Origin of the sequence: Corynebacterium sp. HMSC05D08 (genome assembly GCF_001807215.1) — a bacterium.
Taxonomy (GTDB): Bacteria; Actinomycetota; Actinomycetes; order Mycobacteriales; family Mycobacteriaceae; genus Corynebacterium; species Corynebacterium striatum.
Window position 1 is genome coordinate 25,490 of record NZ_KV788332.1, and the last position, 13,049, is coordinate 38,538.

Sequence of the window (13,049 nt, forward strand, 5' to 3'; positions counted from 1 at the left end):
GACTACATGCTTAAACGGCGCGGTGGTCTAATTAGTTCCCTGCCGCGCTAGGCTTTAGGACATGACCGCTCCCTTTGGCCTTTATATCCATGTCCCATTCTGCTCCTCACGCTGCGGTTATTGCGATTTCAATACCTATACGCCAGGCGAATTGGGTGGCGACCTGACCGAGGAGTACCTCGACGCCTTGGAGCGCGAGCTGGGGATGGCCGCGCAACAAGTAGGCAGGCCGGCCGAGACCGTGTTCATCGGCGGCGGCACCCCAAGCATGCTGGGAGCGCAGGGGCTCGGCCGCATCCTAGGCCGCGTCAAGGAGACCTTTGGCTTGGCGCCTGGAGCCGAGGTGACCACGGAGTCCAATCCAGAGTCTACGAGCCCCGAGTACTTCGAGGGCCTGCTGGAATCGGGCTTTACGAGGGTGTCGTTGGGGATGCAATCGGCGTCGGATAGCGTGCTGCGAGTGCTTGAGCGTGCGCATACCCCGGGCCGGGCTTTCGACGCCGCCCGCGAGGCCCGCGCCGCAGGTTTTGAGCACGTCAACCTCGACATGATTTATGGCACGCCCACCGAAACCGACGACGACGTGCGCCTGACCCTGGATCGCGTGCTGGAGACCGGCGTGGATCACGTCAGCGCCTACTCGCTCATCGTGGAAGATGGCACCCGCATGGCGCGCAAGGTCAACAAGGGCCTGCTGCCTGCCCCCGACGAGGACGTGCTTGCAAGACGCTATGAGGCCGTCTCTGCGACGCTCGAAGCGGAAGGCTTCGAGTGGTACGAGGTCTCCAACTGGGCCAAGCCCGGCGGGGAGTGCCAGCACAACCGCATCTACTGGGTGGACGGCAACTGGTGGGGGGCGGGGCCTGGCGCTCACTCGCACCTGGGCAACGAGCGCTTCTACAACGTGAAGCTGCCCCGCCGCTACAACGAGATGCTGGGTCGCGGCGAGCTGCCGGTGAAGGAACGCGAGACGCTAACCGACGCCGAGCGGCACATGGAGAAGGTCATGCTCGGCCTGCGCCTGCGCGAGGGAATCCCGGCTGGCTGGCTGGGCAGCGGCGCGGAGCCGGTCATCGCGGACTACATCTGCCGTGGGTTGCTGCAGCGCGCCGGCGACCGGCTGTGCTTGACCAAGCCCGGGCGCCTGTTGGCAGACGGCATCATCACCGACTTGTTGGTTGCCGAGGAAGCTTAAAGGCCACCTTATAGGCCACAGTGAAGGTAGGTAACATAGGACGCATGTCCAATTCCACTGATGCTCGCCGCCGCGAGGTACTGCGCGCCATTGTGGCGGACTATATTGCCTCCCAGGAACCCGTGGGGTCCAAATCCCTGCTGGAGCGTTATCAGCTGGGCGTTTCCTCTGCCACCATCCGCAACGATATGGCGGTGTTGGAATCGGAGGGGCTGATTGCTCATGAGCACACCAGCTCCGGGCGCGTGCCCACGCAGAAGGGCTACCGCCAGTTCGTCGATTCGTTGCATGACGTAAAACCCTTGTCTGCTTCCGAGCGCCGCGCCATGCTGACCTTCTTGGAAGGCGGCGTCGACTTGGAGGACGTCCTGCGCCGCAGCGTGCAGCTGCTGGCGCAGGTGACCAAGCAGGCAGCGGTGGTGCAGATGCCCAACCTCAAGGTTTCGCGCGTGAAGCACTGCGAGGTCGTGGCGCTTTCCCCAGTGCGCCTGTTGTTGGTGCTCATCACGGATAACGGGCGCGTCGATCAGCGCAACGTCGAGCTCGACAGCATCATCGACCTAATGCAGACCGCGCGTCTGCGGGAGTCTCTCAATAAAGCGCTGGAGGGCAAGACGCTTACCGACGCCTCCGTAGAGCTGGCCGACCTCGTCGAGAACTCCCCGCCGGATATCCGCCCGCACGTGCTCAATGCGGCCACGACTCTTATCGAAACACTGGTGGAGCGTCCCTCCGACCGCCTGATTCTGGCGGGTACCTCTAATCTCACGCGGATAGCGCGCGATTTCCCGGAGGGGCTGCCCTCACTCATCGAGGCCCTTGAAGAGCAGGTCGTGGTGTTGAAACTTTTGGCCCGCGTGCCGGACCTGGGCAACGTCTCTGTGGTGATTGGCGAGGAAAACGAAGAGGATCAGCTGCGGCAGGCCTCCGTGGTCGCGACTGCGTACGGAGCTGGACGTGAAACACTCGGCGGCCTTGGCGTGGTGGGGCCCACGTATATGGACTACTCGGGAACAATCTCCAAGGTCTCTGCTGTTGCACGCTATGTAAGCGAAGTTTTGGCCGGCGAGTAAGCTGGCACGGATACTTTCCCGTGACTCTATATTTAGAAGGACTTTTGTTAAGTGGCTCGTGATTATTACGGAATCCTTGGTGTAGAAAAATCCGCTTCCGACGCCGAAATCAAGAAGGCGTATCGCAAACTTGCGCGCAAGTACCACCCAGACGTCAACCCGGGAGATGACGAAGCTGCCGAGAAGTTCCGCGAGGCCTCCCTCGCGCAGGAAGTGCTCCTCGACCCACAAAAGCGCCAAATCGTGGACATGGGCGGTGACCCCATGGAGGAACGCGGCGGTGGAGCAGGCTTTGGCGGTGGCTTCGGTGGCGGCGGTCTTGGCGATATCTTCGCTGAGTTCTTCGGCGGCGCGGCCGGCGGCTCGCGTGGCCCGCGTTCCCGCGTGCAGCCGGGCAACGACGCATTGCTGCGCACCACCATCACCCTGGAGGAGGCGTTCTCCGGCCTGAAGAAGCAGGTCACCGTGGACACCGCTGTGATCTGCGATCGCTGCGAGGGCACCGGCTCTGCTTCCAAGGCCAAGCCAGTTACCTGCCAGGGGTGTGGCGGCATAGGTGAAATCCAGGAGATGCAGCGCAGCTTCCTGGGCAACGTCATGACCACCCGTCCGTGCCCGCAGTGCCAGGGCTTCGGTGAGGTCATCACCGACCCCTGCAATCACTGTGGCGGCGACGGCCGCGTGAAGAAGCGCCGCGATCTCACCGTGAACATCCCGGCTGGCATCGGCGACGGCATGCGCATCCGCATGGCCTCTCAAGGCGAGGTCGGCCACGGCGGCGGCCCTGCTGGCGACCTGTACGTGGAGGTCTCCACCAAGCCGCACGCAGTCTTCGAGCGCAACGCCGACGACCTGCACTTGACGGTGCGCGTGCCCATGGTGGACGCAGCGCTGGGCACCAACTTCACCATCGATCAGCTAGATGGCGAGGAGCTCAACATCGACATCGAGCCGGGCACCCAGCCGGGCGAGTCCATCAAGGTCGAGGGCAAAGGCATGCCGCGCCTGCGCACCGATGGCTTTGGCAACCTGTTTGCCCACGTTGATGTCGTGGTTCCGAAGGAGCTCGACAAGAAGACCCGCGAGCTGCTCGAGAAGGTCCGCGATTCCCGCGACGAGGGCGCCCGCGTGCGTGAGTCCGGCGACGGCCAGGAAGAATCCTTCTTCTCCCGCATCCGCGATAGGTTCCGCCGCTAATGTCGCTGCCGGTCTTTATCCACCCCGATCTTTCGCAGGCCCGCGTGGGCGAGCCGGTGGGGCTCGAAGGTCCCGAGGGCCGCCACGCGGTGACGGTCAAGCGCCTTAGCGTAGGGGAGCGGCTCAAGCTCATCGACGGCACGGGCACCGCCGCCCTGGCCACCATCCAGTCCATTTCGGGCAAGGATCATTTGGCCGCGCTTGTCGACGCCGTGACTTTTGCGCCCGAGCCCAACCCCCGCGTGGTAGTGGTGCAGGCCATCCCGAAGTCTGAGCGCTCCGAGCTCGCCGTGGACTTGGCCACCCAGGCCGGCGCCGACGAAATCATCGCGTGGCGAGCCGATCGCTGCGTGGCCAAGTGGGATGCCAAAAAGGCACCCAAGGCCTTGGCCAAGTGGGAGGCGGCAGCGATTGCTGCCGCGAAACAGTCCCGGCGCGACCGCATCCCGGCGGTCTCTGGACCGCTTACCACGCCGCAGGTCGCGCAGCTCATCGCCGGCCAAACCGCCTACGTGCTGCACGAGGAGGCCACCGCCTCCATCAAGGACGTCCCGCTGGAGGGCACGGTCTACCTGCTCGTCGGCCCAGAAGGTGGCATCGGTGCGGAGGAGCTGGAGCGCCTCGGCGCACAGTCCATCAAGCTTGGTCCTGAGGTCTTGCGCACGGCGTCGGCAGCCATGGTGGCCCTTGCTGCAATCGGCACCCGCACTGACCGCTGGTAGCCTGTGAGAGTGCCTATTATCACCAAGAAGTTTGAGCTCGACTCCGCCTACGTAGCCACCGTGTTGGGCAGCGCGGACGATAATCTGCGCGTGCTCAATAACCTGCTGGACGCGGACCTATTCGCCCGGGGAACCACCGTTACGGTTACCGGCCCTGACTACGAGGTAGCCCGCGCCGCAAAGGTCCTTGAGGAGCTCGAGGCCATCGCGCGCCGCGGCCACTCCGTGAGCACCGATACCGTTAAGCACACCGTGGACATGGTGGCTGTTGACGCCCCGCAGTCGGTCTCCGCTGCGCTGGCGGCGGACATCGTCAAACGCCGCGGCAAGTCCGTGCGCCCGAAGACGGTAGGCCAGTCCGAGTACGTCCAGGCCATCGATGACAACACCGTGGTCTTCGGCATCGGCCCAGCCGGCTCCGGCAAGACCTACCTGGCCGTGGCCAAGGCGGTTCAGGCCCTGCAGACCAAGCAGGTCTCGCGCATCATCTTGACCCGCCCGGCAGTCGAGGCAGGAGAGAAACTGGGCTTCCTCCCGGGAACCTTAAATGACAAGATTGACCCGTACCTGCGCCCGCTTTACGACGCCCTGCGCGACATGCTTGACCCCGAGATGATTCCGAAGCTCATGGAGGCCGGCATCATCGAGGTCGCCCCGCTGGCGTACATGCGTGGCCGCACGCTGAACGACGCCTTCGTCATCCTCGATGAGGCCCAAAACACCACCCCGGCGCAGATGAAGATGTTCCTGACCCGTCTGGGCTTTGGCTCCAAGATCGTGGTCACGGGTGACATCTCGCAGGTGGACCTCCCACGCGGTCAGATCTCCGGCCTGCGCTTAGTGCGCCGCATTTTGGAAGGCGTGCCGGATATTCACTTTGCGGACCTGGGCTCGGGAGACGTGGTTAGGCACCAGCTCGTGAGCCGCATCGTCAACGCTTATGATGCCGCTGAGGCGAAAAGCGCCGCTAAGAACGCAGCGTCCAAGTACGTAGAGGAAGGCGAATAAATGTCCATCGAGTTCATTAACGAGTCCGGCTTTGAGGGCGTCAACGAGGAGATGCTCATCGACGTTGCATCCTTTGCCTTTGGAGCCATGGACATCAACCCGGACGCCGAGTGCACCATCACCGCGGTCGACTTGGAGACCATTGCGGACCTGCACGTGCGCTGGATGGACCTTGAGGGCCCAACCGACGTCATGAGTTTCCCCATGGATGAGATCACGCCGGGCGCGTTGGGCACGCGTCCCGACGCCCCCGAAATGGGCCCGGCCATGCTCGGCGACATCGTGCTCTGCCCCGAGTTTGCCCTGCGCCAAGCCAACGCGGCGGGCCACTCGCTGGGCCACGAGCTCGCGTTGCTGACGGTGCACGGTTGCCTCCACCTGCTGGGTTACGACCACGCCACCCCGGCGGAGGAAAAAGAGATGTTTAGCCTGCAGAACGAGCTGCTGGCTGATTGGTACGACGACCTCGCGGCCCGCGGTGTGAGCTACCAGCCCAAGCCCTCGGGCCCCAAGGCCTTCCCCGACGCGGCCGAGCGCGCCAACCTCGACAAAGAGGTCCCCGGCGGCGGCATCCCCCCAGTTGCCGAGCCGCGCCGCAAGGATTAGTCGAGCGGCTTAAAGCGGCGGCCATGGGCTTGAACCATGGCGGTAGTTAGAGTGACCCGCTACACAGATCGTGAAATAGCCGTGATTGCTTCTGACGGAGCATCAAACCAGACCTGCACGTGGTTGACATGCGAAAGCTGTTCCTTCTGCCACGGCCACTTTGGCGCTGGCACGAGCAGTGGCGATGCAAGCTCGATGTGAACGTTGCTCCCGTCGCCGTTTCCTAAAATCAATGTGTCTTCATCAATTGCATATCTCTCATGGTAGTAACCCCGTGACAGGGTGATGTTCGCGATTTCTCCCGCGGCAATGCTCGCTACTTCCTTACCCGCATGGCGCAGCACCAACGTCCCATCAACGAAATGTGGATAGGTGTAGGCGGCGCCAAAGACTCCCCACAGCAAGATGAGCGAATAGAGGGAAACAACGAGGATTAGCGCGCGCAGCCATGCCCACGGCACCAGAAGCTCGATCGCAATGCATTCAATCCCAGTCGCTCCTGTAACCGCAGCCGGAATCACCCACCAACCGCGATGGGAGTCGAGTACTTTGCCCGAATACCGCCGCTGCCGTAGTAGTACGAGTACACATGTCTTCAACATACGGAGCTCGGCCCTCACTGCTTGTACCGGCGCAATATCCTCGTCGCGGTTGATGAAAAGAAAAGCGGCAGCCAGAAGAAGCTCTAGAGCGATGACTCCCGTAACGATCACGGTTCCTCTTCCGCCGCCAGCAATGACGACATAGAGTTCTGCCGCCAGGACGGCACCAATGAGGACCGCGAAAACCAGCGATCTAGCCTTCATCGCCGTACCAATTCCAAGGCCACCAATTGGCCTTTACGGGCTGAGATGTCGCGCGGCTGGAGCTCCAAATATCCGGGCCGCAACGTTGCGAAAACTCCGTTCATGACGCCTTCCTTATAGGACTTGAACCACTGTTCTGCGAGTTCATCGCACTCCGGACCAGGTTCGGTCTCACCGAGCTGTTTCCACCGTTGATGCTGCGCCCTAATCCTTGAGACACATTGAGGCGAACTCAGATTTGTCTCAAGCACGCGCCACGTCTGAGCCGTAGCAACTCCGGAATAAGCCATGAGACTCCATGCATCAACTTCTTGTGCAATCTCGACTTCCGACAGCCCACTTTCGGCGAGAACTTCTTTCATAAGAACCATCAATCCGTGGGGAGCTGGCCCTGGCGGATTATCCCTGAGCCGAATGAGTCGCGCACGTTGCTCTTCCAGATTTGCGACTCGTCGCTCTATTTCTTTAAGCGCCGCATCGTACAACGTATCTTCGGGCTCCGCGGTCAGGGATTTGAGCGGAATCCCTGCCACGGCCAGCTGCCGAACCTTCACTAACGCAGCAAGGTCTGCGAGCGAATAGTCGCGATATCCGTTTGCCTTACGCTCCGGCTCCGGAACTACGCCCCGTTGGTGATAGTGGCGAATTGTGCGCACGCTGCAGCCCAACGCTCGAGCGACTTCTGAGATCCTCATAAGGCTTTTATAAACTATGACGCCGCGTCAAGGTCAAGAGATTTCAAGAATGAGCGAGGCAAACGTCCCCGAACTTCCGTGGCTTAGTCGAATTCGTAGACGAGGCTGTCCTCCCTCTCCTGCGGGCACCCGAGAAGAATTAAATCCGCGATTTCTTTTGTGCGGTCCGTGAAATAGAGCAAGATGGGTGCCATGAATATTCTTTCGATCCAGTCCCATGTCACCTACGGCCACGTCGGCAACTCTGCTGCAGTCTTCCCGCTCCAGCGCGCGGGCCACGAGGTATGGCCGGTTCACACGGTGAACTTCTCCAACCACACCGGCTACGGCGATTGGGGCGGACCACTCATCCCAGCTACTGATGTCACTAGCATTATCGACGGCATCGAGAAGCGCGGCGCCTTTGAGAAGATCGACGCAATCCTCTCTGGCTACCAGGGTGGTCCGGATATTGCAGGCGCTATTGTCGACGCCGTGACCCGCATCAAGGCCGTCAACCCCAAGGCCCTCTACGCGTGCGACCCAGTCATGGGCAACGCGAAGTCGGGCTGCTTCGTCTCGGACGAGATTCCGCCGCTGCTGCGCGATAAGGTCGTGCCGGTGGCTGACATCATCACCCCGAACCAGTTCGAGCTGGGCTACCTGACTGACCACGAGGTCGGCACCTTGGAGCAGACCCTCGAGGCCGTGAAGGCTGCGCAGGAAATCGGCCCGAAGACCGTGCTGGTCACCTCGGTAAAGCGCCCGGAAACCCCGGAGGAGACCATCGAGATGCTCGCCGTGGACGGCGACCGCGCCTTTATCGTGGCCACCCCGTTCCTGCCGTTCAAGCGCAATGGCTCCGGCGACGTCACTGCAGCGCTGTTTACCGGCCACTACGTCGAAACCCATGACGCGAAGCTGGCGTTGAAGCGCACCGCGTCTTCGGTGTACGACTTGCTGCACAACACTTATGAGGCAGACTCGCAGGAGCTGCAGCTCATTGAGTCCCAGGACGTGTTTGCGAATCCGCAGCTGCAGTTCCACGTCGAGGAGCTCTAGCGCACCCGTCCCACGCCTTTGGCAAATACCCAGACCTGGAAATGCAGCTTTCTGGTGGAAAGCGGGGCGTCGGCAAGCGCGGCGAAAAGCGAGCAGGAGGTCTGGGTGCCCAGCCCTGGGAATTTGACCATTCTGGCCGCACTTGCCGCGCGCCAGCACCCACCGCCGGTTAAAAGTAAGGCATGGACAACGCGTTACTTTTTGACACAATCGACGCCCACCTTATTGACCTTCGCCAACTATCCAACGAAGACCCGTGCTGGCTGCAGATGCACCACGGCAAAATCGTGCGTGCGGCCTGGTGCTTCGCGCTGCCGAAGCAATTCTGGAATCGGCTCAAACCCTGGGAACGCGACATAGCGCGGGTGTATATCCACGCACGGACCGTGCATAAAGCTGTGCTGATCGGAAAGCCCGCGGCTCTGATACACGGCATTCCCACCATTAGCCGCCCCACCGAATACCCAGCAGTGCTGCCCTCGGGCTCGGTGCCGCAGAAATCCAAGGGGCATTTCTTCGCTTATAAAGCTGCCCGCCTGCACGGGCAAACCACCACGGTCCACGGCATTAAACTCACCTCGCTGGAGCGTACCGCGATTGACATGGCCCGTCTGCACGGCTTCGAAGAGGGGCTGGTCGCCGCGGATTATGTGCGTGCACAGGTGGGCCGCCGTCGCATGCAGGATACGTTGGGCGCGCTGGGCCGCGTCAAGGGCGTAGCGACGGCACGCGCCGTGGTGGCTGCGACCGTGGTTGATTCTGAGTCGCCGTGGGAGTCCTATGCCCGCGCGTTGTTGCTGCGTGCGGGCATAAACGTGCGCACGCAGTACGTTGTGGGCAAGTACCGCGCTGATTTGGCAATTGACGGCTGGTTGCTCATTGAAATCGACGGCGATGTCAAATACCAAGACAAGCCTGTGGAGGCGATTCGCGCGGAGCACCGCCGCCAGAAGGAGCTGCTCAACATGGGTTATGTGGTCCTGCGCTTTAGCCCGGAGGAGTTGCGCGCCCGGCCGGAGGAGTTTGTCGCGACGGTGCGCCGAATGTTGGCGATGGGCCCTAGGCGCGCCGCATAGTTACCCAGCCCTGGAAACCCAGAGGTCCTGTTCGCGTTTCGCCGCGCTTGCCGACGCCTTCCATTCCACCAGAAAGCTGCATTTCCAGCCCTGGGTATTTGCGAGAGGAGAACGCCGGTGAAGAGGCCCACGGGCAGCCGCAAACGCGTATGTACTACTGTGACGCGGCTGGGCTATGATGACTAGCAATGAGTACCGATTTTGACGCCGCCTTTGAGAACCTCCCCGCCGACGGGGAGGTTCTCGACTACACCGACTACACCGACACCCCGGAGGGATTCCGCTCCGGCTTCGTGTCCTTCGTGGGCCGCCCTAACACGGGCAAGTCGACTCTGACCAACGCGCTGGTAGGCCAGAAGATTGCCATCACCGCCAACCAGCCGGAGACCACCCGTCACCCCATCCGCGGCCTGGTCCACCGCGAAGACGCCCAAGTTATCGTCGTGGATACACCGGGCCTGCACCGCCCCCGCACCCTGTTGGGCGAGCGCCTCAACGAGATGGTCAAGGACACGTACGCGGACGTGGACGTCATCGGCCTGACCATCCCCGCCGACGAGAAGATCGGCCCAGGTGACCGCTGGATTCTGGAGAACGTCCGCAAGGTAGCGCCGAAGACCCCGATCATCGGCATCGTGACCAAGCTGGATAAGGCCAGCAAGAACCAGGTCGGCGCGCAGCTTTTGGCGCTGCATGAGCTGCTCAGCGAGGACAACCCCGACGCCGTGGTCATCCCGGTTTCGGCCACCCAGCGCGTACAACTGGATGAGCTGACCCAAGTCATCGTCGATCACCTGCCGGAGGGCCCTAAGTTCTACCCGGATGATCACATCACTGACGAAGAGCAGGAAAAGCGCATTTCCGAGCTCATCCGCGAGGCTGCGCTGGCTGGGCTCAAAGACGAGCTGCCGCACAGCGTGGCCGTCTCCGTCGACGAGATGCTGCCGGATGAGGCTCGCCCCGACGTCCTCAACATCCACGCCGTCCTCTACCTAGAGCGCCCCGGCCAAAAGCGCATCATCGAGGGCAAGGACGGCCGCCGTTTTATGCGCATAGTCGGCACCGCCCGCAAGGAAATCATCCAGCTGCTCGGCCAGAACGTGTACCTGGACCTGCGCATCAAGGTGCTCAAGAACTGGCAGTCGGACCCGAAGATGCTCGGCCGCCTCGGCTTCTAAGCCCGTGGCGAGGGAAAACTTCCGCGACCGCGCCTTGGTCATCCGCAGCTATGACTTCGGCGAGGCCGACCGCGTGATCGTCCTGCTGACCCGCAACCATGGCCTGGTCAGGGGAGTGGCCAAGGGAGTGCGCCGCGCCAAGTCACGCTTCGGCTCCCGTCTGCAGCTGTTCGTGAACCTCGACGTGCAGCTGTATCCCGGCCGCAATCTCTACACCATTTCCCAGGCCGACACCGTGGACTACTTCGGCGCCAACATCATCGAGGACTACGAGCGTTATACCGCGGCTTGCGCAGCCCTCGAATCGGCCGAGCGCCTGGCTTTCACCGACGCCGACTCCGACCCTTACCTCTACACCGCGCTGGTCCACACCCTGCAGGTCATGCAGTACGACGACCCACTCCAGGCCCTCGACGCCTTCCTCTTGCAGGCGATGGCGCACGCCGGCTGGGCGCCCAGCCTCTTTGACTGCGCGCAGTGCCAAAAGCCAGGGCCCCACCACGCCTTCCACCCGGCTGTGGGCGGTGCGGCCTGCCACGAGTGCCGCCCACCGGGCGCGGCGGAGGTGGACCCGGAGACACTGCATCACATGTGGTTGCTGGCGCACGGGTGCCCCAGCAATCCGACCCATGAGCAGCGTCAAGAGGCACACCAGCTGACCCGCGCGCACCTGCAATGGCACCTAGAGCGCAAGGTTACCGCGTTAGGGGTTATGGACCAGTAAGATAAGGCGCGTGATTACGCCAGACCCGAACCGAGTCCTTAACCCACCCGCCATCCCGGAGGAGTTCCTGCCCAAGCACATCGCGCTGGTCATGGACGGCAATGGCCGCTGGGCCGAGGAGCGCGGCATGAAGCGCACCGAGGGGCATCGTCGCGGGGAGGCTGTGCTTCTCGACGTCGTCGATGCCTGCCTGTCCATGAACATCCCGTACCTGTCTGCCTACGCCTTCTCCACCGAGAACTGGCGCCGCAGCCCCGAAGAGGTGCGCTTCCTCATGGCGTTTAACCGCGACGTGCTGCGCCGGCAGCGCGAGTGGCTCAACGAGAAGGGCGTGCGGGTGGTCTGGGTCGGACGCCGCCCGCGCCTGTGGCGCTCGGTTATCAAGGAGCTCGAGACCGCGCAGGAGCTGACCAAGAACAACACGCGCATGACGTTGGCGATGTGCGTGAACTACGGTGGGCGCGCCGAGCTTGTCGACGGCGTTCGCAAGCTCGCCGATCAGGTGGCCAAGGGTGAGTTGAAGCCGAGCGCGATTAATGAGGCGTCGCTAAGCGCGGCTCTCTATGACCCCACCATGCCGGACGTGGATTTGTTCCTGCGCCCGTCGGGGGAGAAGCGTACGTCGAACTTCCTGCTATGGCAGTCCGCGTACGCGGAGATGATTTACCAGGACAAGCTGTTCCCCGACTTCACGCCGGAGGACCTGTACGCCGCAGTTGAAGAATATGCACGACGTGACCGTCGCTTCGGGGGCACAAAATAGCTGAAGCCATTTTGTGGATATACGGCTATTTTGTGGCTATACGGCTTTTTCGTGGTCGTTAGGCGCGGCAGTCTGCACAGATGCCGAAGATTTCGGCATCATGGCCGGTGAGCTCAAAGTCGTGCTCAGCAGCGACGGAGCTGGCCCACTTCTCGATTGGGCCGCCATCGATCTCTTCGGTGCGGCCACACTTGGTGCACACCAGGTGATGGTGGTGGTTAGCGGATTCGCAATGACGGTAGAGCGTTTCACCGGAGGGCATGTGCAGTGCGTCGACAGCATCGATGTCCGATAGAGACTGCAGCGTGCGGTAGACGGTGGTCAGACCGACCTTGTGGTTGCGTTCCTGCAAGGCATGGTGAATATCCTTGGCAGAGGCGAATTTATCAAGTTCACGCAGAACCTCAACAACTGCGGTGCGTTGTTTGGTGTTACGAGCCCCAAGCTTAGGGATGCTTTCGTGGAGAGCCATGACCGCTAGTTTATCAACTAGTTTCCAATAAAGTTAACGGCTGATGAGTGCCGAGGCGTCAGCGAGCAGCGTAAGCACGCCTGGGGCTACCAGTTTATAGAGGACTTCGCGGCCGGAGCGCTCCGAATCGACGATGCCTGCTTTCTTAAGTACTCGCAGGTGCTGGCTAACGAGAGGCTGAGATTTTCCGGTGGCGGCGACCAACTCGTGTACGTAGTGATCGCGCTCGTGCAGCTCCTGCACCAAGCGAATTCGCAACGGGGAATCCAAAGCGCTGATAACCGTTGCGGCTGCATCGACATCAAAGGGGGAAACTGCAGCGGTGGTTTTCGCCACGCAGATCACCTTCTATCTAATTTCTGTTAATCGTTTGATATTTATACGATACTCTATAGGCTGCTTAAAGTCGCCTAGGCCACAGATATATTTTCCCCCCAGCGCCCACGGGCGTTATGGGGCACGATAGACTGAGAATATTGTCCACGACTATCCC

At 61.8% G+C, this 13,049-nt stretch carries 16 protein-coding genes; 11 read left to right on the top strand and 5 right to left on the bottom strand.

Going from position 1 to position 13,049, the window contains the following annotated elements:
• The first annotated feature begins 61 nt into the window (after window positions 1-61).
• The 6 genes from hemW to ybeY are packed head-to-tail and all read left to right on the top strand — an operon-like array spanning window position 62 to window position 5,801.
• Window positions 62-1,195, top strand: coding sequence for a radical SAM family heme chaperone HemW (gene hemW / locus HMPREF3148_RS06725; RefSeq protein WP_049151748.1), 1,134 nt, complete (start codon window positions 62-64; stop codon window positions 1,193-1,195).
• A 44-nt stretch (window positions 1,196-1,239) separates the two neighbouring features.
• Window positions 1,240-2,268 (top strand): heat-inducible transcriptional repressor HrcA, encoded by a 1,029-nt coding sequence (hrcA, locus tag HMPREF3148_RS06730; protein ID WP_049151749.1) that lies wholly within the window; start codon window positions 1,240-1,242, stop codon window positions 2,266-2,268.
• A gap of 51 nt (window positions 2,269-2,319) precedes the next feature.
• Window positions 2,320-3,465, top strand: coding sequence for a molecular chaperone DnaJ (dnaJ, locus tag HMPREF3148_RS06735; RefSeq protein WP_049151750.1), 1,146 nt, complete (start codon window positions 2,320-2,322; stop codon window positions 3,463-3,465).
• A complete protein-coding gene (locus HMPREF3148_RS06740; protein ID WP_049151751.1) occupies window positions 3,465-4,187 on the top strand; it encodes a 16S rRNA (uracil(1498)-N(3))-methyltransferase in 723 nt (240 codons plus the stop codon). The genes dnaJ and HMPREF3148_RS06740 overlap by 1 nt, the downstream gene beginning before the upstream one ends.
• 9 nt (window positions 4,188-4,196) lie before the next feature.
• Window positions 4,197-5,195: a PhoH family protein gene (locus tag HMPREF3148_RS06745; RefSeq protein WP_049151752.1), complete on the top strand. Its 999-nt coding sequence runs from the start codon at window positions 4,197-4,199 to the stop codon at window positions 5,193-5,195.
• Entirely contained in the window at window positions 5,196-5,801 is a 606-nt protein-coding gene (ybeY, locus tag HMPREF3148_RS06750) for an rRNA maturation RNase YbeY (RefSeq protein WP_049062579.1), read from the top strand.
• Between the two features lie 59 nt (window positions 5,802-5,860).
• Here ybeY and HMPREF3148_RS06755 read toward each other — a convergent pair whose 3' ends face one another.
• Both HMPREF3148_RS06755 and HMPREF3148_RS06760 read right to left on the bottom strand, forming a co-directional pair.
• Complete coding sequence (locus HMPREF3148_RS06755; protein WP_049151753.1) at window positions 5,861-6,607, bottom strand: hypothetical protein; 747 nt, start codon at window positions 6,605-6,607, stop codon at window positions 5,861-5,863.
• Window positions 6,604-7,302 carry a MerR family transcriptional regulator gene (locus HMPREF3148_RS06760; protein WP_049151754.1) on the bottom strand — a complete coding sequence of 233 codons (699 nt, stop codon included), beginning with the start codon at window positions 7,300-7,302 and terminating at the stop codon, window positions 6,604-6,606. The genes HMPREF3148_RS06755 and HMPREF3148_RS06760 overlap by 4 nt, the downstream gene beginning before the upstream one ends.
• 192 nt (window positions 7,303-7,494) lie before the next feature.
• Between HMPREF3148_RS06760 and pdxY the strand changes: the two genes are divergently transcribed.
• Window positions 7,495-8,343 carry a pyridoxal kinase PdxY gene (gene pdxY / locus HMPREF3148_RS06765; protein ID WP_049151759.1) on the top strand — a complete coding sequence of 283 codons (849 nt, stop codon included), beginning with the start codon at window positions 7,495-7,497 and terminating at the stop codon, window positions 8,341-8,343.
• Here the strand turns inward: pdxY and HMPREF3148_RS14135 are convergent.
• Complete coding sequence (locus HMPREF3148_RS14135; RefSeq protein WP_256364829.1) at window positions 8,340-8,474, bottom strand: hypothetical protein; 135 nt, start codon at window positions 8,472-8,474, stop codon at window positions 8,340-8,342. The genes pdxY and HMPREF3148_RS14135 overlap by 4 nt on opposite strands.
• 51 nt (window positions 8,475-8,525) lie before the next feature.
• On the opposite strand from HMPREF3148_RS14135, the gene HMPREF3148_RS06770 reads away from it, so the two are divergent.
• The 4 genes from HMPREF3148_RS06770 to HMPREF3148_RS06785 all read left to right on the top strand — a co-directional run bounded on the left by HMPREF3148_RS06770 (window position 8,526) and on the right by HMPREF3148_RS06785 (window position 12,084).
• Window positions 8,526-9,419 (top strand): endonuclease domain-containing protein, encoded by an 894-nt coding sequence (locus HMPREF3148_RS06770; RefSeq protein ID WP_049062582.1) that lies wholly within the window; start codon window positions 8,526-8,528, stop codon window positions 9,417-9,419.
• A 188-nt stretch (window positions 9,420-9,607) separates the two neighbouring features.
• Window positions 9,608-10,597: a GTPase Era gene (gene era, locus HMPREF3148_RS06775; RefSeq protein ID WP_070508917.1), complete on the top strand. Its 990-nt coding sequence runs from the start codon at window positions 9,608-9,610 to the stop codon at window positions 10,595-10,597.
• A 4-nt stretch (window positions 10,598-10,601) separates the two neighbouring features.
• Window positions 10,602-11,321 carry a DNA repair protein RecO gene (gene recO / locus HMPREF3148_RS06780; protein WP_005528449.1) on the top strand — a complete coding sequence of 240 codons (720 nt, stop codon included), beginning with the start codon at window positions 10,602-10,604 and terminating at the stop codon, window positions 11,319-11,321.
• 10 nt (window positions 11,322-11,331) lie between these two features.
• The gene (locus HMPREF3148_RS06785; protein ID WP_005528451.1) at window positions 11,332-12,084 is read left to right on the top strand and encodes an isoprenyl transferase; all 753 of its coding nucleotides are present in this window, start codon (window positions 11,332-11,334) and stop codon (window positions 12,082-12,084) included.
• A 58-nt stretch (window positions 12,085-12,142) separates the two neighbouring features.
• Here HMPREF3148_RS06785 and HMPREF3148_RS06790 read toward each other — a convergent pair whose 3' ends face one another.
• Together HMPREF3148_RS06790 and HMPREF3148_RS06795 are read right to left on the bottom strand one after the other, a co-directional pair.
• Entirely contained in the window at window positions 12,143-12,556 is a 414-nt protein-coding gene (locus HMPREF3148_RS06790) for a Fur family transcriptional regulator (RefSeq protein WP_005528453.1), read from the bottom strand.
• A gap of 33 nt (window positions 12,557-12,589) precedes the next feature.
• The gene (locus tag HMPREF3148_RS06795; RefSeq protein ID WP_049151755.1) at window positions 12,590-12,892 is read right to left on the bottom strand and encodes an ArsR/SmtB family transcription factor; all 303 of its coding nucleotides are present in this window, start codon (window positions 12,890-12,892) and stop codon (window positions 12,590-12,592) included.
• Window positions 12,893-13,049: the final 157 nt, after the last annotated feature.

Coding starts and splice junctions, on each gene's coding strand:
- hemW (WP_049151748.1), top strand. CDS start 62: ATGACCGCTCCCTTTGGCCTTTATATCCATGTCCCATTCTGCTCCTCA.
- hrcA (WP_049151749.1), top strand. CDS start 1,240: ATGTCCAATTCCACTGATGCTCGCCGCCGCGAGGTACTGCGCGCCATT.
- HMPREF3148_RS06740 (WP_049151751.1), top strand. CDS start 3,465: ATGTCGCTGCCGGTCTTTATCCACCCCGATCTTTCGCAGGCCCGCGTG.
- ybeY (WP_049062579.1), top strand. CDS start 5,196: ATGTCCATCGAGTTCATTAACGAGTCCGGCTTTGAGGGCGTCAACGAG.
- HMPREF3148_RS06755 (WP_049151753.1), bottom strand. CDS start 6,607: ATGAAGGCTAGATCGCTGGTTTTCGCGGTCCTCATTGGTGCCGTCCTG.
- HMPREF3148_RS06760 (WP_049151754.1), bottom strand. CDS start 7,302: ATGAGGATCTCAGAAGTCGCTCGAGCGTTGGGCTGCAGCGTGCGCACA.
- pdxY (WP_049151759.1), top strand. CDS start 7,495: ATGAATATTCTTTCGATCCAGTCCCATGTCACCTACGGCCACGTCGGC.
- HMPREF3148_RS14135 (WP_256364829.1), bottom strand. CDS start 8,474: ATGGTCAAATTCCCAGGGCTGGGCACCCAGACCTCCTGCTCGCTTTTC.
- HMPREF3148_RS06770 (WP_049062582.1), top strand. CDS start 8,526: ATGGACAACGCGTTACTTTTTGACACAATCGACGCCCACCTTATTGAC.
- era (WP_070508917.1), top strand. CDS start 9,608: ATGAGTACCGATTTTGACGCCGCCTTTGAGAACCTCCCCGCCGACGGG.
- HMPREF3148_RS06790 (WP_005528453.1), bottom strand. CDS start 12,556: ATGGCTCTCCACGAAAGCATCCCTAAGCTTGGGGCTCGTAACACCAAA.